This is a genomic window from Candidatus Leptofilum sp. (assembly GCF_965223525.1).
Taxonomy (GTDB): Bacteria; Chloroflexota; Anaerolineae; order Promineifilales; family Promineifilaceae; genus Leptofilum.
On sequence record NZ_OZ245005.1, the window covers coordinates 940,097 to 963,460 of the forward strand.

Below are 23,364 nucleotides of genomic sequence, written 5' to 3' on the forward strand. Positions count from 1 at the left end.
TGGGGGACGGCCGTTTCTTCATTTTCCTTACTCTAATCCATTTCCCAACCAGCAAAGCGTCTTCTCCAGCTGTGGTCGGCGTCCCGCGCACCGCCAATAAGCAAAGTTTATCAGCTACATCAATCAAAAGTAGGCCAGGAAAGGGCAGACAGGCCGCAGCCATTAATAAACACCAAGAGAAAACGTCATTATTGACATGGAGCAAAGATACTCCATTCCAAAATTTGACCTACAAATGCTGCCTCTCCGCGTTGGGAATTCAACTCGAAAATCAATCCTTTACTCGGCAAGATTATTCCGGGAACAAGGTCAACAGTCTGAGTGACGTGATCATACAAATACAATTGGCCATCTGTGTCTTCGCCCAACCAAGAATTCACCCCAATTAATGCGGCAACTAATTTGATGTCGGTGCCTGAAACCTCACCTGTTTCCAGCTTCTGCACAACATTTCCAAAAGGCACATCAATCCACAAAAGGTTTGATGTGCTGTTGCCGTCGCTTAAGTAAACAGCGGTCATGCTATCATCAAGAGAGATTCCCATAACGCTAATATGGGTATTTGACTCCGTTATCAATTGACTAGTTTGAAAATCATCTAATCTTGCTGCCCAAAGTGAGTAATCTACAGTTCCGTCCTCTTGCGTGATCCCGGTTTCAAAAATGATTAACTCACTTGTTGCTGACCAAATCGGTTGCCCAATAAAGTTTCCTATCGGTTCACCAATCATCTCCCCCGCATCCTTAAATGAAGTAAGCTGGCTCAGATGGTCTGTCTCGATTTCGTAAATATATAGTTGCCTCACATTGCGCTCATCAAAGTCGCTATAGGCTATATAGTTGCCATCTGGTGACCAAGAAAAGCTCAGGACACCATCATTTGATGGAATGCTGATGGGCGTCAGAGCCGAATGACTAGGATCAACTACATCCACTTCAATATTTTGGAACTCAGAATAAGCATAATATTGTTCACCAGACAAAACTAGGTATGCTACTAAATTTCCATTCGGACTTAATCGCCATCCAGCCTCAAAGCCATCCTGGGCAATCTCCACTACAGCGTCCTGATCTGAGAAAAGTACAGCATCAATGTTTTCAATGTTAACTATATTTACTGTTGCATCATCGCGGTTGCGAATAGTTGCAGCCAGAACGCATGATTCCGGCAGCCAGTTTATTCTAAGCGGGTTAACCTCAAGCTGAGAAGCGAATAATCTCTGAGAAGCTATATCTAGCAGATGAATTTGGTTTAATTCATTTTGCATCTGAATCATCGCCAAGATTGGGCCATCCAAAGTGGTGATATCCGGTAAGCTACCAGCAAGATCAACAGTAGATTCAATTAAGTTTTCCGTTGATAAAGACTCTGGAGTCAAAGCTGGTTCACTCGTTTGTGAAGGCGTTGGAGCTTGACTCAAAATTGAAGTGGGTTCATGATCTGTGTCAGTTACCGGGACAGGAGTTTGAACTTCATATGTCGTTTCAATAAGAGGCGTAACTACTTCTGAGACTTCATCCCTCTCAACACTTTCTGTAAAGACAGTACACTCCGTAAGAAAGCTCAATATGACAGCAATCATTAAAATAATCAAAAATCTAGAGAATGTGGCCACATTTTTCATTGGATCTTGTAGTATCGTAAATTCATGGAATGCGAGGCGGTTCTCACTTTTGCGGGTGTCCCGTAAGGCGTTTGGGCCAGCGGGTGAGAGTGAGGGCGTGGCGCACGTCCACGGCGTGTTCACGCTCGTGGAGGGGCCAGATGGTGAGCCAGCGGAATAGGCTGGTTTGTGACCCCCACGGCGTTTTGAATTCAAAGGCAAGCTGCTCGTCCGTCAATTCATCCAGGCCAGAACGGAGCGCGTTGTAAACGGATTCGTATGCTTCCCAAATGGTTTCCCAGGCGTAGTCGGCACGTTTGGCAGCTTCGGTTTGGTTCCATTCTTCAAAATCAGCAATTGACGCAAAAATGGGTTCTTTGCCCGCGGCGGCTTGCTGTAAGCCATCGTGGCCAACTTCCGCCCAGGCGGTGAGGTGGCCAACTAAATCTTTCATCGTCCAGACGCCACACACCGGGCGGCCGACCCTCTCATCTTCTGGCAGCAAGGGCAGCAGCGCCACAAACTCCTTGCGGCAGGCGCGCAGCAGGGCGCGAAGCAGGTAGGCTGGGCCGTTGGATCGCTTTTCTTCCGGTGGCAGCGTTTCGCGCCACGCTCGGATTTGCTGCGTGTGATCCATATCGTGCAGGTAGCGCCACCTAGCCCAGACGCGCATGTGGGTACGCCAGCCCCACGGCAGCCGAATTTGGCTTTGCAAGGTTTTGTCGTCTAGCCGCTTGAGCAACTGGATGAGGCCACCACGCTCTTTTTGCAGCATGGCGAGGGCTTGCTCCAGCGGCATCTGCTTGTTTTCGGCCAGCAGTTTGGCGTTAAAGGCGTCCATGTCGGCATCGTCGCCAATTTCCATGATTTCGTGAAGACGGCCGTCTGCCACCATCTGCATCCGGTTTGTGTGAAAACCATCCCAAAAGGCAATATGCACCAGCAAATCCTTGATAGTCCAGCCGGGCAGCAGCTCGGCAGTGGTTAGCTGTGCTTCTGAGAGACCCAGCAGCACGTTGAACAAGCTGGCTCGCTCAGCGGCCAATCGCGCCATCAAATGCAGCCGCCACTGAGCCACAACGCCTTCAATTTGGGTCATGTGGGCTTGCTCGTGGGTTAGCAGTTCAGTGAGGACGCGAACGGCCGTCCAGCCATCGGCAAATTCCTGGTTACGCTCCTGGTCATCCAACTGGCCTAGCCGTGCCAGCACCGCCTGGCGGGATTGGTTCAAAAAGCGGATGAGGGTCACTTCGCTGGGGGCAGGAACGTAGTTGCCCAAGCGAGACACCAAGCGGCATTCGCTGCTGCCAATGTGCAGCAAAATTTCGTGGATGTTCCACTGGCTGTCATTTGGTTTCCAGCTTCGCATGCTGTTGGATAACGGCCGTACTAACGCCAACAGCGACTCACGCTGGGCTACTAACTGCGCCACCATCGAATCCAATTGTGTTTGCGTGAAGGGTTCTGTTTTTGCCATCGTATGCTCCTGAGAAGAAACTAACTGTAGCATACGCGGAAAGGGGGAAGTTGGCAATAAAATTTTGCCAAGGGGGATGTAGAGGAATATTCGTAGGGGCGCATCCCCGTGTGCGCCCCTATGGGCAGACACGGGGGTCTGCCCCTACTGGTGCTTGGGAACGACGCGCCAGAGGTTGAAGCGCTCGTCGTCGAACCCTTTGAGTTGGGCTTCAAAAGAGTTAGTCTCCATCGGCGCATTGGCGTCGTGGATGAGTGCCTGCACTTCGGGGTCGCAGTAAACAAAATCGGAGAGGATCAGATCGTTGCCCTGTGAAAATTTTTCCAGGCGGGCGGCGATGTTGATGTTGGTGCCAAAGTAGTCGAGCCGCTCGTTCAGGGTAACAGCGATGGAGTGGCCCGCATGAATCGCTGCTTTGATCTGCAACGGCCGTTCTCCATTCATTGGGTTTGCCAAAATTGCCTGCGACTTAACAATAGCTCGAACGGCAGAAATCGGGCGGCGGAAGACGGCCATCACCGCATCCCCAATCGTTTTGACAATGGCCCCCTCCTCTTCGGCAATGGCATCGTGCAGCACGTCAAAATGGTTGCGAACCAGGCCAAAGGCTGGCGCATCCCCAATTTCGCGGTAGAGGCGGGTGGAATCCCGTAAATCGGTAAAAAGCACTGTTAGGCTGCCCACAGAAAATTGTTGCCCGGGCTCAAGCGCTTCCTGCGTGAATAAATCCCGGAAACTTTGCAGGCTAATCACCTCTGCGGCCGTAATCGCCTGATCGCTCCAGGCCATCTCTTCCAAAATGAAAAGCTGTGGCGCGTCGCTTTGATTGTGCAAAGTCAGATTGGCGTCTGACTGCAACGACACCCGTTCAGAGGGCCAGCCGCCCGGTTGAATTTCAAAAGTTTGTGCCGCTGTTTCTTGTTCAGTGACAACGATTTGCCGACTACCTGGCAGATTGGCCGTTCGCATTCGGTAGCGGCCTGCTTTTAGCTTGGGCTGGACGGTGCGTGTGGCACCTGGGGGCAACAGTTGCTGCACGGCAATGTGGGGTGTTTGCTGCGGGCCAGCTACGCAAAACTCGGTGCGCTCGACGGGACGAATGGAGGAATTGGGGGCAAAGGTTAGCTCGATGGCATGTTCATTATCCGCCTGGAAATCAATGTTGCAGGTGGGGCAATGGACATTGGTTCGCATTTCAGAGAGATGGTTATGCACGCGGTCTGAAGCCCCGCGACACAGCGGACAGAGCAGTTCCCATTGAAAATCTAGCAAGCCAGCGCGGGTGGCCATCAGCGCCAACTCTAGCACGTCGCGGCGGGGTACATTCCACTGATCAGCCAGAGCATACGGCCGTAAATGAGCCAGTGTCAAATCATCTCCTTCCTTAATTTCACGCAGCAGCAAATCGAGCAATGGCTTTTCCACACCCTGCGCCAGCAGTTGGTCGGCCATGCCGTTCATGCGCCCCTCTGCGCCAGGCACCAGACGATACGGCCGTTTCAACAGCAGCGGCGGGGCCTCAATGGCAGCAATCGCATCATATTTTTCTACTGCCTTGCCAAAGCGTCGAGGGGCAATGATTCCCAGCGCAATCGGCGCGGCTAAGCGACCAACAATATTGCGTGGCTCAAGCCACGTTTCATAAACCAGCGTAGAGCCACCACTTTTTTGTGGAGAAATGGTTGCCAACACTTCCATCGCGCGTAGCGGCCCGTTTTGGTAATGGCGCAGCACGCCGTAGCGGTACGGTGCCACCCATTCAAACGGCTCCTCTACCCAACTAAAGGGGATGGGTAGTTGAAAGCGCAAGCGCCGCCGCCCGGTGCCAATATCTTCTGGCTGCGGCGGCAGTTCAGCTACGGGGAAAATGCCCGTGTCCCGATTAAGTCGGTTGGTATCGGCAAAAAAGGGCCAAAATGCTTCTGGGGTAGATTGGAGCTGCCATTCCCAACGATAATAGAAACGGCCGTCCTGCTCAGATTGTTCACTCATAATTTTTAGTATAAAGGGTAACGCTAGATCAGTGCGTGAAGAGTTCAATTAAAAACGGTACACCTCGTCTAACTTTCGGACGCTTTCAGGCAGTGAAATCACACCAAAGAGATTCAAAATTAAGGAACCTGTAAGCTTTCTCCACATTGAAGCCCCTATGAAAGTGGCATATACTTAACTTGTGATGAACAGAGCAATAACGGCCGTACCCATTCCCCAACAGCAGCAAGCGCAAGCCGATCTGGATGAAGCGCGGCAGCAGTTGGTTGAAGCGGAGGCCAAGCTGGCAGAAGAACAGGCAGCGGTGAACGCATTTCGGATGCAGTGCCGGCTCAAACTGGGTGATCTCATTGATGAAACGCTCTCGTTGCGAGCGGAACGGGAAAGCTGCCTAACGCAGCTCAAGCTACACCAGCAAGATGCAGCTATGCGAGATGATATGGCCGATCCGTTTGCACCCGACGCGGAGGCAGCAGGCCAAACGGTAACGTTTGCTGAGATTGCCCTGCCAGAGCTGGCCACGCCGCAGCAAGAACGAGAAGCAGCCAAGCGGCTCTATCGGGAGCTGGCCCGTCGTTTTCACCCCGATTTGGCCGCAGGCACCGCCGAACGAGCCTACATGACGGCAATCATGTCCGCCGTCAACGTCGCCTATGAGCAGCAGAATGTTGAAGCGTTGCATAATTTGGCGGGAGAATTGGACGCAACGGCCGTTGCCGAGCTAGACAACATCAAAAACCTGAAAATCCGCAAACAGCGGGAACAGTTGCTAAAAATTCAGCGGCGCCAGCGCAAGGTGCAGCAGCAGTACCGCGCCCTGCGGCAAGACAACGTGGCTAAGCTGTGGCGCAAAGCCCAGCAGCTTGAAGCAGAAGGCAAAAGCTGGTGGCAGGCCGTCAGGCAAGATTTACAACGCATTATCAAGCGCACCCACGTTGATCTGGCTGACTTAAAGGGTCAGCTATCCCAATTTACAACTGAGATATAGCGGTTGGTGGTTAGTGGCTAGTTGCGTGTGCAATCAACTAGCCACTAACCACCAGCAAATTAAGCAAACTATTGGAGGAACAAATGAGCTTTGGCATTACCAAAACCATCCCGGCCAAGCAAGGCCAGGCGGGCGTAGACAGTTTGTATGATGGCAGCTTGGCGGAGTTTGAGTTTCACATGGCGGGCAAGCCATCCAAACTAAACGTGGGTGACTATGTTTACACCATCTTCAACGACCAGCTCGTGGGCCGCTGCCAAATTAAGGAGCTAATCGGCGGCGCGACCAATCCCAATTCTGGTAAACCGCGCACGCTAATCATGGTGGCTTGCCCCGGCGAGCGGCTGGAAATGCCCATCCTTCGGAAAGGGCATCGCGGCACCCGCTACTATGATGGCGCAGATTGGCCAGCAAACGAGTAGTGTTCTTAGTTTTTTACCATTTCTGTATTGCGTATTCCGTTTTTTACGCACTACGCAATACGCACTATTGACAAAGGAACCAAAATAACAATGGCACAAGTAGAACTCAATGCGCCAGCACCCGATTTTGCGCTGGTAGATTATGAAGGGAATGACGTTTCACTGTCTCAGTTTAAGGAGAAGCAGCATGTGCTGCTGGTATTCAACCGGGGCTTTACCTGACCATTTTGCCAAAAGCATATGGCGCAGTTGCGTCGAGATTATGATGAGTTTGTAGAACGGGAGACGGCCGTACTCGTCCTCGGCCCCGAAAATCAAAACAAGTTTGCTAAATATTTTCGTGAACACCACCTACCCTTCGCGGGTCTGCCCGACCCCAAACATACAGTACTCAAGCTATATGGGCAGCAGATTAAAATCTTCAAGTTTGGCCGAATGCCTGCCCAGGTGTTGGTAGATAAAGCTGGTATCGCCCGCTACGTACATTACGGGCACGATATGACAGACATTCCCAGTAACACAGAAATGCTGGATTTGATTGATTCTCTCAGCAACCAGTAGATAAATTTGCAACGGCCGTTTCCCCACCTAGACATCACGGAAACGGCCGTCTCCCTCCCCCCTTAACCTAAACCCCCTAATAGATACCATAAGCAAAAACAATGTTGGCCCCTACCCAACTGGCAATTTTGTATCTTGACATCTAAAACGTTTTAGATTACATTATTGATGTTGCCTAAAACGTTTTAGAAATTTTGTGTGTTTTTCTGAAACAACCATCCACGCCCCACTGCCCCATACGATTCTTCGGGAAGAGAACTTCTTTAGGCACATCTTGGCTACGCATTACAAAATATTCAGTTCAGGAATTATCAATGCCTGTTACCTTGAAAGATATTTCGCAACGCGTCGGAAAATCTGTCCCCACGGTTTCCCGCGCCCTGGCTGGGTTTGACGACATCAGCCCCAAAACGCGCGAAATGGTGCAGCGCGTCGCCGCCGAAATGGGCTACGAGCCAAACATCACCGCCCGCAACCTGCAAAAACAGCGCACAGATACTCTCGCCCTCATCCTGCCCTCGGCAAATACCCTGCGCTTCTCTGACCCATTTTTTAGTGAATTTCTGTCTGGGATTGTTGAATACATTGTTCAATTTGGCTACGATCTCAACATATCTTCCACCGATGTCGAGGATGAACGGGCAACTTACCTAAAGCATTTGCGTAGCCGTCGCTTCGATGGCTTCATCCTCGTGCGAACACAACGCCAAGATGCCCGGATTGATCTGCTACAAGAACATAACGTTCCCTTTGTTGCCTTCGGCCAAACCGAGCATAACAATGACTTTCACCTGGTTGATGAAGACGGCCGTTACGGCGTTCGTCAAATTGTTGACCATCTCGTAGAGCTCGGCCATACCCGTCTTGCCTGCATTGCCGAACCAACCAACCTCACCAAATCGCATCATCGCGTCCAAGGATTTATTGATGGGCTAACGGCCCACAACCTGCCTTTCAATCCAGAACTGATTGTGGAAACCCATTTTCGCCAGCGATCAGGCCGTCAAGCTGCCAATTTACTGCTAGACAAACCAGAGCCACCCACAGCACTCATTGCCTGTAACGATTTGCTAGCACTAGGAGCCATGCGTGCCGTCCAGGAACGTGGCTTAAAAGTTGGCCAAGACATCAGCGTCACAGGGTTCGACGACATCCTTTTATCTGAATACGCCAATCCCGCACTCACAACCATGCATCAACCTGCTTCTGAAATGGGCTCTCAAGTTGCCGAGATGCTCCTAAACCTCATTGAGGGAAAGCCGATAGAAGAGAAGCAAGTCATCATCAAGCCGTCAATCATTATTCGTGATTCAACTGGGGCACCGCCAGCCAAAGGGTTCGTTCACAAATAACTTTTGTTCAGAAAACTGTAAAAGCCAAATAGAATCTTGAATTAGATTGAGCGCATATTTGGCTTTTACTTGAGCAAACCACAGAGAAATCGCACTTCGATTTTCAAAATATTTTCTGCGGTTTGCTACGAGCCCCAAGGCTTTACCGTTTACCAAAACTCAAAAGCTCAAAACGGTCAAGCCCAAAGGAGGTGAGAAAAACAATTAAAGTCATTAACAGTTATTTACTCATAGAAAACCTGAACAATTCCTTCAAAGGAGGAGAAAAATGAAAAACCTCAGGATATTCTTATTACTTTTTGTTTTGGCGTTTCTTGTCGTTGCCTGTGGTGGTGATGACAGCGAGACCCCAGCAGAAGACACCGACACTACCACCGAAAGTACAGACACAACCACAGAGGCAGATGAACCAGCCGACGAACCTGCGGATGAGCCAGCCGATGAGGCAATGGGTGATGCAGTGTTTATTTCTACCCAATTTAGCCCCGTTGAAGAGCAAGAAAAGTTCCGGGCTATTCTGGCTGAAGGAGGGTTCGACTTTTCCGCTAGCGAAGAAGGGCCGCTGATTGACCAAATCCTGGCTGGTAGTGGCTCTGTAGATGTGGTTGGCGCACTGCATGGTACTTTCCCGCCTCTGGCGCGAGGGGACGCTATGATGAACATGGCCGACATCGCCGACGATCTTTCTGCTGACCGGGATTTGGCGCAGGCATTCATTGACACTGGTTTGTTAGGGACAGATGACTTCCTTTACTACGTCCCCTGGATGCAGGCCACTTACATCATGGCTGCCCACACCGATGCACTGCAATATTTGCCCGATGGCGCGGATGTGAATGCCATCACTTGGGAAGAATTTGGCCAATGGTGCCAGAACATCCTCGACGAAACCGGCACGCAAGGCTGTGGCTTACCTCATGCAGGTCTGTTCCACCGCTTCCTGGAAGGCTATCTGTTCCCCTCATTCACGGGTGGCATGGTTAGCAACTTCCGCAGCGCAGAAGCAATGGATATGATGGCCTGGGCTCGTGACGTCCTGTGGCCAACAATCAACCCACAATCCATCAATTACGACTTCATGCAAGAGCCTTTGCTGTCTGGTGAAGTTATGGTTGCTTTTGATCACACAGCACGCCTTATTGAAGCGTTCAACGCTGAACCCGACAACTTCATTGCCTTCCCTGCCCCAGCAGGCCCTCAAGGTCGCGGCTTTATGCCTGTGATTGTTGGTTTGGGCATTCCGGCAGATGCACCCAACCCGGAAGCTGGCGCTGAGATGATCGAATTCCTTACCCGGCCAGATGTGCAAGCGGCCGTTCTGCGTGACTTAGGCTTCTTCCCGGTTGTAGATGGGGTGGATACCTCTGACTTGCCAGTTGGCGTAGAGATCGAAGCTGCCGCAGTTTCAGCACAAGCTACCGCACCGGATGCCTTGCCTGCGCTTTTGCCAGTTGGTTTGGGCGACCGTGGTGGTGAGATTAACCAAATCTTCCGCAATGCGTTCGACCGCATCGTGCTGGATGGTGAAGATATTGCGGCCGTTCTCGATGAAGAAGGCAACAATCTGCAGGCTCTCATGAATGATACGGGTGCACCCTGCTGGGCACCAGACCCATTGGGTGATGGGCCTTGCCAGGTCAATGAAGCTGGTGAAGCTTCGGCTGCTGCTTCTGGCAGTGGGGATACGGCCGTTTCTAGCGATCTCACCTTCATCTCCACCCAATTTAGCCCCGTTGAAGAGCAAGAAAAGTTCCGAGCCATTTTGGGTGAAGGCGGCTTTGACTTTGCTGCCAGCGAAGAAGGCCCCCTGATTGACCAAATTCTGGCAGGCAGCGGTTCTATTGATGTGGTTGGTGCGTTGCACGGCACCTTCCCACCGTTGGCGCGTGAAGATGCCATGATGAACATGATTGACGTGGCTGAAGATTTGCTGGATAGCCGCGATTTGGCTCCGGCATTTATAGACGCTGGTCTACTGGGTACAGATGACTTCCTTTACTACGTCCCCTGGATGCAGGCAACCTACATCATGGCCGCCAACGTAGAAGCATTGCCTTACCTGCCCGACGGTGCGGATGTGAATGCCATCACCTGGGAGGAATTGGCCCAATGGTGTCAGAACATCGTTGACGCAACCGGTGAACAAAAGTGTGGTCTACCCCACGCTGGTTTGTTCCACCGCTTCCTGGAAGGGTATCTGTTCCCCTCCTTTACCGGAGGCATGGTTTCTGAATTCCGTAGTGATGCGGCTGAAGAGATGATGGCCTGGGCGCGTGATTCGTTATGGCCAACCATCAACCCGGAATCTATCAACTACGACTTCATGCAAGAACCGCTGTTGTCTGGTGATGTTTGGGTTGCATTTGATCATACAGCACGCTTGATTGAGGCTTTCAATGCAGAGCCAGATAACTTTATCGCCTTCCCAGCCCCGGCTGGCCCAGAAGGTCGTGGCTTCATGCCAGTCATCGTTGGTTTGGGCATTCCAGCCGACGCGCCAGACCCTGAAGGCGCAGCGGCGTTGATTGAGTATCTGACGCGACCTGATGTGCAAGCGGCCGTTCTAAACGATCTTGGTTTCTTCCCAGTGGTTGACGGTGTGGACACCTCGAACCTGCCTGTTGGCATTGAAATTGAAGCAGGCGCGGTGAATGCACAAGCAACGGCACCAGACGCTTTACCAGCTTTGTTACCGGTTGGTTTGGGCGAACGAGGTGGCGAGATTAACCAAATCTTCCGCAATGCCTTTGACCGCATTGTGCTGGATGGCGAAGATATTGCCACCGTTCTGCAAGAAGAGGGTGAAAACCTGCAAGCCCTGATGAACGAGACGGGTGCGCCCTGTTGGGCACCTGATCCCGCCAGCGATGGGCCTTGCCAGGTCAACGAATAATCGTGCGAAAGAATAGTCATTTCTGCTTACGCAGGAATCCACTCTGAGAAAGAAGATGGATGCCCGCCTTCGCGGGTATGACACCTGAGAGGGGGATGTCGTCCTGGCATCCCCCTCCTCTCAAAGGCGACTCTTATGCAAAAGAAAAAGCGCAATTTAGCACCATATTGGTTGATACTGCCGTCGCTGCTTTATTTGGCCCTGTTTTTTACTTACCCGATGGCACGGGCGATTGCATTATCCGTTTGGGATGACGAAGCGGTCCTACCTTTGCGGGCTGAGGCAAATCTGGAAAGCGTAGAATCCGGGCGTCTCCATCAGGGAACCCAGGTAGAAATCTTGGGGCAACAGGGGAATTTGCTTACGGACACGTTGGGCGACGAGACAAACTTGCTCACTGAATTGTGGTTTAACGTGTCGGGGCAGGATGTTGACGGTGAAAATATTACGGGCTGGATCATAGAAACCCGCCTTCGGGTGCGGGAAGAAGCGGAGGATGGCACCCCTCTCTTGGGTACTATTCGGCGACGCCTGGGGAGCAATGCGGATCCTTTAACAACAGTTTATGCCGAGCCAGGTGAGTCGGCAGCGGAGATTGGCAAGGTTGAAGCTTCAGCCGAAATGCAAATTGTAGAAGTGGCAACGCTTGAAGTTTGGTACCAGATTCGCGGCGAAGAGGAGGGGCAAACCGTTGAGGGATGGGCACCTTCTCGTTTTATCCAGGTATTTGGTGATGAGGTAAGCGGTCGTATTGATCGCGGTACTACTGGTGAATTTACTTTGGGCTTCTTTGAAAAGATGTGGAACGATCGCTTTTTTGGCCCAGCGGTACGCACAACGCTGCTATTGATGGTGATCATCATTCCCACACAGTTTGTGTTGGCAATCATCATGGCTTTGGTAATCCAGGCGCGATTGAAATTCAATTCGATTTTCTTGTATATTTTTGCCATTCCGCTAGGCGTTTCTGATTTAGCTGTGGGCATTTTGTTCTTTTCGATCTTTACCCAAAATGGCCTATTCAACAGCGTGTTGCAGGGGTTAGGGTTAATTGATGCGGCACGGCCGTATTTAACGGCAGATACGCGCAACTGGATCATTGCCGCCATTTGGCTGGCTGAAGTTTGGCGCGCTACCTCCATCGTGATGATCATCGTCGTCTCAGGCTTGCAGGCCATTTCTGACGAAGTGTTGGAAGCGGCAGAACTGTTTGGCGCAGGGCTGTGGCAACGTTTGCGCTATGTGATCTTGCCGCTGTTAAGGCCAAGTTTACAAGTGGCCCTGATTTTGCGGACGATTTTGGCGCTGCAAGTGTTTGCGGTGGTTATTGCCCTCAGCGGCGGTGATGTTGTGACAGTTTTAGCCAATGAAACATACCGTCAATACTTTGAGTTCCGCAATGCCAACGTGGCCTCGGCCTATGCCCTGTTTATTTTGGCAATTTCCATGATTAGTGCTGTATTTTATCTGCGTGCTGTGCGTACGCAGCAGGAGATAGCCGCATGAGTGATCAAGTTTTAGATACGGCCGTTTCCCCTGAAGTCCTGGCCATTCAACAAAAACATTTACGACGACAAAAGCTGAATCGAGCATCTACCTACGTGATTGCCATCTTAATTTCACTGTGGATCATAATCCCCATCTACTTCATCTTTTCGATGGCCTTTACAACCCAGGAAGCTGTTCGTGCCTACCCCAAAAGCGTCTTACCTATTATTCCCTTCTCATTAGACACCATGCGCTTCTTCATGAATTCTGAAGGGATTATCCCTGGGCTAATTAACAGTATCATTGTGGCCGTTATTACCCTGTTGCTATCCACCGTCATTGCCGCGCCCGCAGGGTACGCCATCTCGCGCTACATCTTCCCCGGACGCAACTTCTTCCGCTTGTCCATTTTGGCCGTCAGAGCATTTCCAATTGTGGTGCTTTCGATTCCTCTGGCCGTTTTGTTCATCCAAACCGGCATATTTGACAGCATCTACAGCCTGGCCCTAATGCACACGGCTCTGGCCTTGCCCACAACCATTCTGGTGATTGGCAGCGTGTTTGCCAGCATCCCCTACGAACTGGAAGAAGCGGCGATGGTTTTCGGCTGCACCCCCTGGCAAGCATTCCGGCATGTGGTGTTGCCGCTGGTGCTGCCGGGCATTGCTGCTTCGGCCGTTTTCACCTTTGTACTTTCCTGGAATGAAGTGTTTGCTGCCAGCATTTTAACGTTGCAAAACCGCACGCTGCCAGCACAAATCCTGTTTTCACTCTCAAACTCATCAGAAGCCTACCAATTTGCCGGTGGCTTCTTCATGCTCATTCCAGCACTGATCTTTATGTTTTTCATTCGACGCTACCTGTTCAATATGTGGGGGCAAGTAACCAAATAATCTACTGACCTTTTGTCATTCCCGCGCAGGTGGGAATCTAAAAGATGGATACCTGCCTTCGCAGGTATGACAAAGGATTCAAGGGAAGAAATTGAAATGGCCGAGATAAGAATTGAAAATGCAACAAAGCGATTTGGAGATTTCGTTGCGGTAGATAAAGCAAATTTAATAATTGAAGACAAAGAGTTTGTGGTGCTGCTAGGCCCAAGTGGCTGCGGCAAAACCACGCTGCTACGCGCTGTTGCCGGCTTAGGCATGGCGGACGAAGGTCGCATTACCATTGGCGGGCGTGACGTGACTTACCTGCCACCCCGCGACCGCAAAATTGCAATGGTGTTCCAGAGTTACGCCATTTTTCCGCACATGAAGGTTGGCGATAATATTGCCTTTGGTCTAAAAATGACCGGCGTTGACCCACGCGAAATAGACAAGCGGGTTAAAGATGCGGCTGGCCTGATGCACATCGAGAATCTACTTGACCGCTACCCAAGCAAAATGAGCGGTGGTCAGCGACAGCGCGTGGCTGTGGCCAGAGCCATTGCTATGCAATCTGAAGTATTGCTGATGGATGAGCCATTGAGTAACCTAGATGCGCTGCTGCGGCTGGAAATGCGAGCCGAGCTAAAGCAATTGCTTAACGAAATTGGGGCAACGACAATTTACGTGACCCATGATCAAATTGAAGCGTTAAGTATGGGTGACCGCATTGCCGTTATGAAGGATGGCCTCATCCAACAGGTTGACCATCCATCAACCGTTTATGATTTACCATCCAATCTGTTTGTGGGCAGCTTTATTGGTAATCCTCCAATGAACTTTATGCGTGGCCAGGTTCAGCAAAATAATGGCTCAGTCAATGTAAAAATTGGCAACTTTTTATTGAACCCGGCAGAAAACATGAAGCCGCTGCTCAAAAAATATGATGGTCAGCAACTGATTCTGGGCATTCGTGCAGAAAATATGGAAACTCTGAACCATCCTGTTGATGATGGTGTGAAAGTTCGTGTGCGTGTGGTAGAACCGTTAGGGTCTCAAAATTTGCTGACGGTTATGATTGGTGAGGATACAGTCAAAGTTAGCACCCATCCTACATTCGACGTAGCGCCCAATAACGATGTTTGGTTGCGCTTCCCAGCAGACAAAATTCGCTGGATAGACCGCGATAGCGAAAAAGTTCTGTACGCATAATGATTGTCTATGACCCACGTTCATATCATCAACCATACCCACTGGGACCGTGAGTGGTTCTTAACGTCTGTTTATACCAGCCGCTGGATTCCTGGTTTAATTGATAAGCTAACTGAATTGTCTCAGCAAAACCCTGATTTTCGCTACCTGTTTGATGGGCAAACGCTGGTCGTTGAGGATTTGTTGGCAATTGCACCCGAGTATGAAGCTCGCGTTGCGGCTTTAATTGAGCAAAAGCAGCTTCAAATTGGACCGTATTATTGCCAGCCGGATTGGCAGCTTACCGGGGGGGAGCTGCTCATTCGGAATTTGATATACGGCCGTTCCGACCTCGCTCGCTTTAATGGACAAATGGACGTTGGCTGGCTAGTAGACACCTTTGGCCACATTAGCCAATCACCCCAAATTCACCAACTGTTTGGGCTGGAGGCCATCTACGTTTGGCGGGGCGTGCCAAAACTAGAACCTTACTTCAATTGGCAAGGGGCGGATGGCAGCCAACTGTTTGCCGTCGATCTGTTTGGTGGCTACCGGAATTTGTACGGCATTACCCATGCCCCAGAAGTTGCTGTGGAGCGGTTGGAGCAGGAGGTTGCCAAGTTACGGCCGTTCTACCCCACCCCCGATATTCCCCTGTTTGACGGCTATGATTTAGAAGACAACCCCGAAGACCCTGTTACCTTCTTAAAAGAGAGTGCCAGCGTCAACGGCGACCTGAACCTGCAAGAAGTGACCCCGACCTCCTTTGTGGAGGCGATTTCTGAACAAAATCTGCCTTTGCCAACCATCGTTGGGGAATTGAACTCTGGTAAATATGGCGCAACTTTCCCCGGCGTTTATTCGGCACGTACTTACCTGAAAGTGATGGCACGTGACTGCCAGCAGCTACTTTTTCAGGTAGCAGAACCGCTGGCGGCGATGGCGCGGCTGCACGGCCGTTCCTACCCAGCCGACAAGTTTGAACAGTGGGGCAGGTTGCTTCTGCAAAACGCAGTTCATGATTGCATTTGCGGCGTCAGCATAGACCAGGTGCATGAAAAAATGATCTACAGCTATCGCCAAACCTTTGACGCGCTGCGCGATGAGGCGAAGAATGCGTTGGCTGCCATTCTGACCAATTTTGCCACTGGCGAATATGCAGTTAGCACAAATCCAATGGCGCAGCCAGGCTGGCAGCTAGGGGAGGCTCAGCTAGTTAGAACCGAAGCTCATGGTGTTGGCGTTTGGCCTATTGAAAAGCGGGCAAATATCGAATTTACTCAAATTCCCGTAGAAAATTTCACTTGGGAAAATGAATATTTCTCTGTAACCGTCATGTCCGACGGGTTGGTACAGGTAAATGGGCAAACATTCGGCCGTTTTTTGGTGTGGGCAGAAGAAGGCGACACATACTCAACTGAATTGGGTGAGCTGCTGGGAGAATTACGGCCGTTATCACCCATCACCCTCACCAAAACCTCACAACACCACGCAACGCTCACCTTCACGGCAGGCTGGCACAACGACGATATTGAAATCAATGCCCAAGTTGCTCTCCATTTGGACGATTCCCAGCTAATCCGTTGGGACGTCGTTTTGGATTCTCGCGGCAGCAACGTGCGGGTCGATCTCGCTTTTGAGACGGGCCAGCCGGGTGACATTTTTGCCGGAATGCCCTTCGACGTAGTGCAGCGACCCGTCGCCGACACCGATTTGCTGCCCCGCCAACTGCCAGACAACTTAGCTAAAGTATTGCTCGGCCAGCGTGAGCTAGGCAGCGTGAAAGATTTCCCATTTCATGATTTTGTGGCGATTGGAGATGAGCAAAGCTGCACGGCCGTCCTAGCCAAAGGCATCAATGCCTACACCTCTACAGAAGATGGCACCATTGCCCTCACCCTGCGGCGATCCGTCGAGTGGCTGACGAAAGCAGATTTGCGGGATCGAGAAGGTGATGCTGGCCCATTTTTCTACGTGCCAGACGGCCGTTGCGAACGCACCGTCTACCATGAAATTGCGGTTGCCGTTGGCACATTTGCTCCAGAGTCAATGACGCTACAAAAGCTGAATGCCAGCTTCCAAAACCCGCCGCTTATTGTGCAAGGTGAAGGAAACGGCAGCCAAACCACATGGTCATTGCTGGCAGAAACGCTCCCCATGAGCGCCCTGACCGTGCAAAACGAGACGTTGCTAGCACGACTGTACAATCCAACAAACGCACCCCATACGTTGCAGCGGCCGTATACCCAGGCGGATGTTTGGGGGGAAAGAGTTGAAGAAGTTACGGCCGTTCCCGCCAAAAAAATCATCACCCTGCAACTACCGCACGGCTTACCCGCCACCAACGACAGGCAAGCAACTGTCACCTGGCGCAACCAACCCCGTTGGCGCGTAGGACAAAATGAGAGTGTGCCAGATACGGCCGTTCTGGATCAACTCCAAGCCAAAATCAAAAAGTTGGAAGCTGAAATTGCCGCGGCACAAAGCCAGCTAGAGCAATGTCAGGGCAAAGAGAAATTGCGCTGGCAGCATCGCATCTATATTTTGGATCGGGAGCGATTGGAATTTAAACTGTCGCATCTGCTCAACACCCGCAAATTGGCGTCTAATGGCGAAAATGATTACAACTATCTATACGAACCTGATGATGAAATTGCCGAAATTGGCATTGCCCTAAACCGCTTACGCATCAAGCGGCGCATTTTTGATTATGTGGCCACCGTGCTCGACTAAAACCACGCCATGAACAAAGATATTCTTGAGCATTTGACCTTCCTTTACGGTGCAGAAACGGCCGTTCAACTCCTCCCTAAATTTGCTGAAAAAATCGAAGCAGTTCGCCCACAGCAACCAACTAGGGTAGCTTTTTTCGACGAAAAAGACAGCGTGCTCATCACCTATGGCGACCAGGTACAGGCTCCCGGCGAAGCCCCGCTAAAAACGCTGGCACACTTTTGCGCCGAGAAGCTAGACGGCCGTATCCAAACCATCCACCTACTCCCCTTCTACCCCTACTCCAGCGACGATGGCTTTTCTGTGATTGATTACAAAGCGGTAGACCCCGCGCTGGGCAGTTGGGAAGATGTGGCCTCTTTCCGCGACAGCTTCCAGCTCATGTTTGATGCCGTCATCAACCACATTTCCGCCAAGAGCCATTGGTTCCAGGGCTACCTGAACGGCGATCCCGACTATGAAGACTTTTTCGTGGCCGTTGACCCCCAGACTGACCTTTCGGCCGTGTTTCGCCCCCGCGCCCTGCCCTTACTCACCCCCTTCCAGACCAAATCCGGCACGCGCTACTTGTGGACCACCTTCAGCGAGGACCAAATTGACCTGAACTATGCGAACCCCAACGTGCTGCTGGCCGTGTTAGACACCTTGCTCTTTTATGTGGCGCAGGGTGCCACCACCATTCGGCTCGATGCGATTGGCTTCATGTGGAAGGAAATTGGTACCCGCTGCCTCAATTTGCCGCAAACGCACCGTATTATCCAGCTCATGCGCTCAGTTTTGGATGAAGTCGCTCCGCAGGTGGTGCTTATTACCGAAACAAACGTGCCGCATGAAGAGAATATTTCTTACTTTGGCAACGGCCGTAACGAAGCCCAAATGGTATATAACTTTTCCCTGCCGCCGCTGCTGCTGTACACCTTCCACAGTGGCAATGCCCAGCAGCTTGCCGAATGGGCCAGTACGCTGGAACTACCGTCTGAGCGCGTCACCTTCTTCAACTTTTGCGCCTCGCACGACGGCATCGGCCTCACGCCCGCACGCGGCATCCTGAGCGACGCCCAAATTGAGGCAATGGCCGCGCGTGTGCGAAGGCTGGGCGGGTACGTCTCCTACAAAGCCAACGGCGACGGCACGCAAGCGGCCTATGAACTCAACATCAACTACCTCAACGCCCTCGGCGTACCCGGTGCCAATGAATCTGAGGAATTGATGGCCCGTCGCTTTTTGGCGTCGCAGGCGATTATGCTGGCGCTGCGCGGCGTGCCGGGCATTTACTTCCACAGCCTGTTTGGTTCACAAAATTGGCACGAGGGGGTGCAGCAAACCGGGCGGAACCGCAGCATCAACCGGCAAAAATTCCAGCGGGACGCATTGGAACAGGAGCTAACGAGCGGCTTGCGGCAGCTTGTGTTTTCGGGCTACAGTCACCTGCTGCGGCTGCGAACCAATGAAAAAGCGTTCCATCCAGTAGGAGAGCAGCAAATTCTCAATCTGCACCCAGCCGTGTTTGCCGTTTTGCGGTCGCACCAAGGTGAAGCAGTGCTTTGCCTACAAAATGTCTCTTCACGCGGCGTACAAATTGAACTCCCGTTAACGGGGCGGGATTTGGTGACGGGAACGGCCGTTCCCACCAAGCTCACCCTCGCCCCCTACCAAATCACCTGGATCAAACCATCATGAACATTGGTGTCATTTCTACTCGACTGGCAGGCACCGACGGCGTTTCCTTGGAATCTGCCAAAATTGTGGACGTGGCCAAGCAGTTTGGCCATAAATTTTATTACTGTGCCGGCGAGCTGGATCCCGAACTGAAAAAACGCGGCCTGGAAGACCCGCGTCTTCATTTTGAAGACGAGGTTGCCAAAAATTTGCATGATCGCGCTTTTTTTGAGAAAGAAACGGCCGCTACTCTCCTCCCTGACATCCAAAAAAGAGCGGCGGAATTGAAACGGCCGCTACGCCAATTCATCACCCAAAATAACATTGAGTACATCATCGTCCAACAAGCATTTGCTGTGCCCATGCAGTTGCCGCTTGGCCAGGCTATCACAGAAGTTTTGGCTGAATTAAAGATACCCAGCTTTGCCCACAACCACGACTTTTACTGGGAACGGTCACGCTTTCAGAACAGCCAAATCGAGAATTATCTGGACCAATTTTTCCCGCCCGATTTGCCCAATCTGACACACGCCACCATCAACTCGCTAGCCCAAACCGCCCTGCGGCAGCGACGCGGGCTAGACAGCCTCGTCATCCCCAACGTGTTTGATTTCCACACGCCGCCACCCGGCATTGACGACTACAACACCGATTTCCGGCAGGCGATTGGGCTTGCGGGGGATGATTGGCTCATTTTGCAGCCCACCCGTGTTGTTCCGCGCAAGGGAATCGAGCTTTCGATTGAACTGCTGCATCAACTCAACGATCCACGCGCTAAGCTGGTCATCACCCACAAAGCTGGGGATGAAGGGCTAGGCTATCTACACGAACTCGAAGCCCTGGCCAAAGCTAAAAATGTGGTTTTGATTTATTCAGGGGACATAGTGGATGATCAGCGACGACAGGAGGGCGGCCAAAAAATCTATTCGCTGTGGGACACCTACCCGCACGCCAATTTGGTGGCCTACCCCAGCTTTATTGAAGGTTTCGGCAACGCACTCATTGAAACGATCTACTTTAGGTTGCCCGCCGTAGTGAACCGCTACCCGGTTTATGCGGCCGACATCGGCCCGCTGGGCTTCCACTTTGCCGAGATTGAGTGGGAAATGACGCCAGAAACGGTGGAGACTGTGCGTGGTTGGTTAGAGAATGCGGAAACGGCAGTTCCCGCCACCACCCACAACTACAAACTCGCTACCCAACATTTCTCCTACCAAACCCTGGCTGCGTTACTCGCCCCCATCCTCAAATAACCCAACGCTGCTTACCCAAACCGGCTTTGACTTGTCATTTCGAGCCGCTTTTTGGCGAGAAATCCCTACCGTGATTCGTAAGTTGGCTGCCAACAATGTTGGCGAGATTTCTCGGAGAACCTCGAAATGACAAATTCAAAATTGTTGCGCTATTTGGCAATTTGATTGATTAAGGCAAATAGATGATCGCTAAATATGGCTGAAAAGTATCAGACCCTTCACGACTAGAAAAGTCCCGAATACCTAAATCCCCCAAGCTTACAAGACATAAACCATGATTGTCGGCCAAGCTACTATATTGCTGCTGTACAATGGAGGTAACGTCCCAGCTAAACCAACCCGGGCTAAGCCCCACAACGCGATTGGCCTGATGCCCAGAATCACATATTGGAGCCTCATATTCACCCTCGACCCATGGCGAAATTGCTCGCTGGGCGATTATCTCAACGCTCGATTCTGAACCTTCATTCAGGTAAAGATAGAGCTTTGCCTCCTGAATTGTTACGCCAGTTGGTAAATTTGATAAGTTGAAGCGAAGTGTAACAAGCCCATTAGCAGGAGTAATCAGCCTTAAATCTGGACCAAATGAATAATCTTCGCCTGTGGAAAATGGTCCTGCCCTCCGATACCATTGGTCAGCGTCTGCAATCAGGTCAACACTCACCGGCTCAGGCGTTGGTGTCATAGTTGGTGGCGGTAATGTAGCAGTTGGTGGTGGTGTAGCAGTTGCAGCCGGTAAAACAGTCACTGGTGTATGCGTTGGCGTCGGGACGGGCGTGTCGGTCAGAGGCAGTGGCGTAAAGGCTTTGGTCGGCGTGGCAATGTTGCTAATCGTTGTCGCCTGTTGCATCATAGCCGTTGGGGTATCTGTTGCTTCTTGGGACAACAGGACTCCTTCACCAAATAATGCCGTTATGAGCACACCTAGTCCACCTATCGCTGTTATAACGGCCGCACACCCTGTAAGAATGCCAGGGAACGTTCCCCAGAAGGATTGTTTGCTATTTTTGTTCTTACTGTCTTGCATGGGTCATCATTCCTCATCTTTCCCGCTTTTACACAAAAATACACACGTTACTTCATAAACGAAATTATAAGCGGAATTCAGTTACTTGAGGAATAAATGACTATTTTTTTTCTTATCGGATCATCGGTCGGGGGTGACGGCGCGCACGTTGCCCAGGGCGTTCACCTCCAAAATCCAGCGGCTGCCGTCGTCAAACTCGGTGAATTCATTCAAATCACGGGGGCGGTAGGTGTAGGAACGGCCGTCTGCCCAAAAATAAACCTCATACGCCTCCGTCTCCTCGCCTAGCCGCTGGTCTTGCGCCAATGTGGGGTCAGGCCAGCGCGGCTCAAAATCATCCCCAGTCAGCGAGACCAAATCAAACTCCCGCCAGGCAAGCTGGGTAAAGGTGCAATAATCATCATACACCTGGTATTCGCAATCCTGCACCACTTCACCCAGGCCCGTGCCGGTATCCAGCGTGTACGGCGTCCCGCACACCTCTACCGAATTTGGCGCAGGATTTGGCTGCGTGCGCCGCACTTCCTGGCGGCAAGAGAGGATTTCGGCATCATTTGGCACGCGATCCAGCCATGTTTCACTTTCTACCGGAATCAGGGCTTCGATGAGAACGGCCGTTTCCCACGATACTCCCTGCACCTCCCCCACAATCTCCTCGGTGCGGCTTGAAATAATCATCACGGCAATGCAAGCAACCACAAACAGCCCCAAAATGCCAAACAGCACAAAGCGTGATGCCCTTGATCTGCCTCTGGCTGGCCTCATTTGTGGTCTTGGTGTGGCTGGCTTGGGACGGTCTGGTTTGGGCAATGCGGCACCGCATTGGGAACATTGCAGCGCCGTGCCGGGGTTCATCGAGCCGCAGTGCGTACAGGCCACATCTGGTACTGCCTTTTTCTGATGTGCGCCCACCACCTGCCCCGCCTCACGTGCCGAAGCCTCGGTGAGGTCAGCCAGGCATTGGCTGCATTGGGTGGCGGTGGCTGCGTTGCGCGTGCCGCAAAATGGACAATGCACGTCTGGGCCAGCGGCCGCCTGGGCAATCAGCTTTTCATCTTGAATCAGCGATTCTTGAGCCACTTGCTCAAACTGCACGTCGTCAGGCTGGGCCGCGCTGCAGTTGCGGCAAATCTTATCAACGCCCTTGTTGCGCGTGCCGCAGGCAGGGCATTCCCACTCTAGATGAACATAGCCAACGGTTTTTTTGGTCATTACACACTCCAGTAAGGAGACTACAAAAGTCTTTGAGACTTTTGTAGTCTGGTCTCTCTAAGGATGCCAATCCCTATATTCTTCGTGGAAAGCAATAAAATCTTCTCGACCGCCAAACCATTGTAAAACGGTTTCACGCTGAACGGCCGTTTCCTGGTCACTTAGAATAGCTCGGTAGGAACTGTACGGCCACTCCTCAAAATGCGTACACAAACCAGCGCGGATTGGGTTGGCATGAATATAAACCACCAGCCGCATCCGGTAGCCTAAATCGTCGGCTGGTTTGCGCTTGAATTTGCGTTGAAACAGGCTGCCGGTACGGCCGTATCGCTTGTTGAAGCTTTTGGCGTAAGAGATGAAAAAGTCGCGGAACGCTTTTTCGACGGGGGAAAGTTTGGCAGGCTCTTTTGGGCTGTGACCTGGATTTTCGTTTATGCGGTCTAGCAGGTGAAAATGGTTGGGCATGAGGCAGTAGGCGCAGGTGCTGACGTGCGGGGCAAGGTATTTTTTGTACTGTTGCAGAAAATAGCGGTAATTCTCGTCTTCGCGGAAGATGGTTTCGCGGTTGTTGCCCCGGTTAAAGATGTGGTAGTAACTGCCTGGTTCCATCGGTTGATCCTTTGATGATAGGTAGACAACAAAA

The 23,364-nt window shown here is 51.6% G+C and carries 17 protein-coding genes and 1 pseudogene; 12 read left to right on the plus strand and 6 right to left on the minus strand.

All coding sequences use genetic code 11. The features are described 5' to 3' along the window. Positions 1–188: 188 nt before the first annotated feature. The 3 genes from ACOQPM_RS21070 to ACOQPM_RS21080 all read right to left on the minus strand — a co-directional run bounded on the left by ACOQPM_RS21070 (position 189) and on the right by ACOQPM_RS21080 (position 5,073). Complete coding sequence (locus ACOQPM_RS21070; RefSeq protein WP_420632227.1) at positions 189–1,625, minus strand: hypothetical protein; 1,437 nt, start codon at positions 1,623–1,625, stop codon at positions 189–191. A gap of 43 nt (positions 1,626–1,668) precedes the next feature. Next, positions 1,669–3,081, minus strand: coding sequence for a DinB family protein (locus ACOQPM_RS21075; RefSeq protein WP_420632228.1), 1,413 nt, complete (start codon positions 3,079–3,081; stop codon positions 1,669–1,671). Positions 3,082–3,225: 144 nt separating this feature from the next. Then, on the minus strand, positions 3,226–5,073 hold the full coding sequence (locus tag ACOQPM_RS21080; RefSeq protein ID WP_420632229.1) for an adenylate/guanylate cyclase domain-containing protein: 1,848 nt from the start codon (positions 5,071–5,073) through the stop codon (positions 3,226–3,228). 184 nt (positions 5,074–5,257) lie between these two features. Between ACOQPM_RS21080 and ACOQPM_RS21085 the strand changes: the two genes are divergently transcribed. The 12 genes and pseudogenes from ACOQPM_RS21085 (at position 5,258) to ACOQPM_RS21140 (ending at position 20,482) form a co-directional block, all read left to right on the plus strand. Further along, on the plus strand, positions 5,258–6,061 hold the full coding sequence (locus ACOQPM_RS21085) for a J domain-containing protein (RefSeq protein ID WP_420632230.1): 804 nt from the start codon (positions 5,258–5,260) through the stop codon (positions 6,059–6,061). An 83-nt stretch (positions 6,062–6,144) separates the two neighbouring features. Beyond that, positions 6,145–6,483 carry a hypothetical protein gene (locus ACOQPM_RS21090; protein WP_420632231.1) on the plus strand — a complete coding sequence of 113 codons (339 nt, stop codon included), beginning with the start codon at positions 6,145–6,147 and terminating at the stop codon, positions 6,481–6,483. A gap of 90 nt (positions 6,484–6,573) precedes the next feature. Further along, on the plus strand, positions 6,574–6,705 hold the full coding sequence (locus ACOQPM_RS21095; RefSeq protein WP_420632232.1) for a hypothetical protein: 132 nt from the start codon (positions 6,574–6,576) through the stop codon (positions 6,703–6,705). A gap of 12 nt (positions 6,706–6,717) precedes the next feature. Continuing rightward, a pseudogene (locus tag ACOQPM_RS21100) lies at positions 6,718–7,044 on the plus strand (peroxiredoxin family protein); the annotation flags it as partial. A 314-nt stretch (positions 7,045–7,358) separates the two neighbouring features. Next, entirely contained in the window at positions 7,359–8,396 is a 1,038-nt protein-coding gene (locus ACOQPM_RS21105; protein WP_420632233.1) for a LacI family DNA-binding transcriptional regulator, read from the plus strand. Between the two features lie 268 nt (positions 8,397–8,664). Then, on the plus strand, positions 8,665–11,289 hold the full coding sequence (locus tag ACOQPM_RS21110) for an extracellular solute-binding protein (RefSeq protein ID WP_420632234.1): 2,625 nt from the start codon (positions 8,665–8,667) through the stop codon (positions 11,287–11,289). A gap of 135 nt (positions 11,290–11,424) precedes the next feature. Then, positions 11,425–12,795, plus strand: coding sequence for an ABC transporter permease subunit (locus tag ACOQPM_RS21115; protein ID WP_420632235.1), 1,371 nt, complete (start codon positions 11,425–11,427; stop codon positions 12,793–12,795). Further along, a complete protein-coding gene (locus ACOQPM_RS21120; RefSeq protein WP_420632236.1) occupies positions 12,792–13,670 on the plus strand; it encodes a carbohydrate ABC transporter permease in 879 nt (292 codons plus the stop codon). Before ACOQPM_RS21115 ends, ACOQPM_RS21120 begins: the two co-directional genes overlap by 4 nt. A 96-nt stretch (positions 13,671–13,766) precedes the next feature. Continuing rightward, positions 13,767–14,858: an ABC transporter ATP-binding protein gene (locus ACOQPM_RS21125; protein ID WP_420632237.1), complete on the plus strand. Its 1,092-nt coding sequence runs from the start codon at positions 13,767–13,769 to the stop codon at positions 14,856–14,858. 9 nt (positions 14,859–14,867) lie between these two features. Further along, positions 14,868–17,570, plus strand: a complete 2,703-nt coding sequence (locus ACOQPM_RS21130) for a hypothetical protein (RefSeq protein ID WP_420632238.1) — start codon at positions 14,868–14,870, stop codon at positions 17,568–17,570. A 9-nt stretch (positions 17,571–17,579) separates the two neighbouring features. Next, positions 17,580–19,250 carry an alpha-amylase family glycosyl hydrolase gene (locus ACOQPM_RS21135; protein WP_420632239.1) on the plus strand — a complete coding sequence of 557 codons (1,671 nt, stop codon included), beginning with the start codon at positions 17,580–17,582 and terminating at the stop codon, positions 19,248–19,250. Continuing rightward, entirely contained in the window at positions 19,247–20,482 is a 1,236-nt protein-coding gene (locus ACOQPM_RS21140) for a glycosyltransferase (protein ID WP_420632240.1), read from the plus strand. The genes ACOQPM_RS21135 and ACOQPM_RS21140 overlap by 4 nt, the downstream gene beginning before the upstream one ends. A 169-nt stretch (positions 20,483–20,651) precedes the next feature. Here ACOQPM_RS21140 and ACOQPM_RS21145 read toward each other — a convergent pair whose 3' ends face one another. From ACOQPM_RS21145 to ACOQPM_RS21155, 3 genes are all read right to left on the minus strand, one after another. Further along, a complete protein-coding gene (locus ACOQPM_RS21145) occupies positions 20,652–21,509 on the minus strand; it encodes a DNRLRE domain-containing protein (protein WP_420632241.1) in 858 nt (285 codons plus the stop codon). 120 nt (positions 21,510–21,629) lie between these two features. Continuing rightward, on the minus strand, positions 21,630–22,721 hold the full coding sequence (locus ACOQPM_RS21150) for a zinc finger protein (RefSeq protein WP_420632242.1): 1,092 nt from the start codon (positions 22,719–22,721) through the stop codon (positions 21,630–21,632). 57 nt (positions 22,722–22,778) lie between these two features. After that, positions 22,779–23,330, minus strand: a complete 552-nt coding sequence (locus tag ACOQPM_RS21155) for a transposase (protein ID WP_420632243.1) — start codon at positions 23,328–23,330, stop codon at positions 22,779–22,781. Positions 23,331–23,364: the final 34 nt, after the last annotated feature.

What these genes read in the sequence shown, in the direction of transcription:
- ACOQPM_RS21125 (WP_420632237.1), top strand. Translation starts at nt 13,767, where the DNA reads ATGGCCGAGATAAGAATTGAAAATGCAACAAAGCGATTTGGAGATTTC.
- ACOQPM_RS21150 (WP_420632242.1), bottom strand. Translation starts at nt 22,721, where the DNA reads ATGACCAAAAAAACCGTTGGCTATGTTCATCTAGAGTGGGAATGCCCT.
- ACOQPM_RS21085 (WP_420632230.1), top strand. Translation starts at nt 5,258, where the DNA reads ATGAACAGAGCAATAACGGCCGTACCCATTCCCCAACAGCAGCAAGCG.
- ACOQPM_RS21110 (WP_420632234.1), top strand. Translation starts at nt 8,665, where the DNA reads ATGAAAAACCTCAGGATATTCTTATTACTTTTTGTTTTGGCGTTTCTT.
- ACOQPM_RS21075 (WP_420632228.1), bottom strand. Translation starts at nt 3,081, where the DNA reads ATGGCAAAAACAGAACCCTTCACGCAAACACAATTGGATTCGATGGTG.
- ACOQPM_RS21095 (WP_420632232.1), top strand. Translation starts at nt 6,574, where the DNA reads ATGGCACAAGTAGAACTCAATGCGCCAGCACCCGATTTTGCGCTGGTA.
- ACOQPM_RS21145 (WP_420632241.1), bottom strand. Translation starts at nt 21,509, where the DNA reads ATGCAAGACAGTAAGAACAAAAATAGCAAACAATCCTTCTGGGGAACG.
- ACOQPM_RS21135 (WP_420632239.1), top strand. Translation starts at nt 17,580, where the DNA reads ATGAACAAAGATATTCTTGAGCATTTGACCTTCCTTTACGGTGCAGAA.
- ACOQPM_RS21130 (WP_420632238.1), top strand. Translation starts at nt 14,868, where the DNA reads ATGACCCACGTTCATATCATCAACCATACCCACTGGGACCGTGAGTGG.
- ACOQPM_RS21155 (WP_420632243.1), bottom strand. Translation starts at nt 23,330, where the DNA reads ATGGAACCAGGCAGTTACTACCACATCTTTAACCGGGGCAACAACCGC.
- ACOQPM_RS21080 (WP_420632229.1), bottom strand. Translation starts at nt 5,073, where the DNA reads ATGAGTGAACAATCTGAGCAGGACGGCCGTTTCTATTATCGTTGGGAA.
- ACOQPM_RS21105 (WP_420632233.1), top strand. Translation starts at nt 7,359, where the DNA reads ATGCCTGTTACCTTGAAAGATATTTCGCAACGCGTCGGAAAATCTGTC.
- ACOQPM_RS21070 (WP_420632227.1), bottom strand. Translation starts at nt 1,625, where the DNA reads ATGAAAAATGTGGCCACATTCTCTAGATTTTTGATTATTTTAATGATT.
- ACOQPM_RS21120 (WP_420632236.1), top strand. Translation starts at nt 12,792, where the DNA reads ATGAGTGATCAAGTTTTAGATACGGCCGTTTCCCCTGAAGTCCTGGCC.
- ACOQPM_RS21115 (WP_420632235.1), top strand. Translation starts at nt 11,425, where the DNA reads ATGCAAAAGAAAAAGCGCAATTTAGCACCATATTGGTTGATACTGCCG.
- ACOQPM_RS21090 (WP_420632231.1), top strand. Translation starts at nt 6,145, where the DNA reads ATGAGCTTTGGCATTACCAAAACCATCCCGGCCAAGCAAGGCCAGGCG.
- ACOQPM_RS21140 (WP_420632240.1), top strand. Translation starts at nt 19,247, where the DNA reads ATGAACATTGGTGTCATTTCTACTCGACTGGCAGGCACCGACGGCGTT.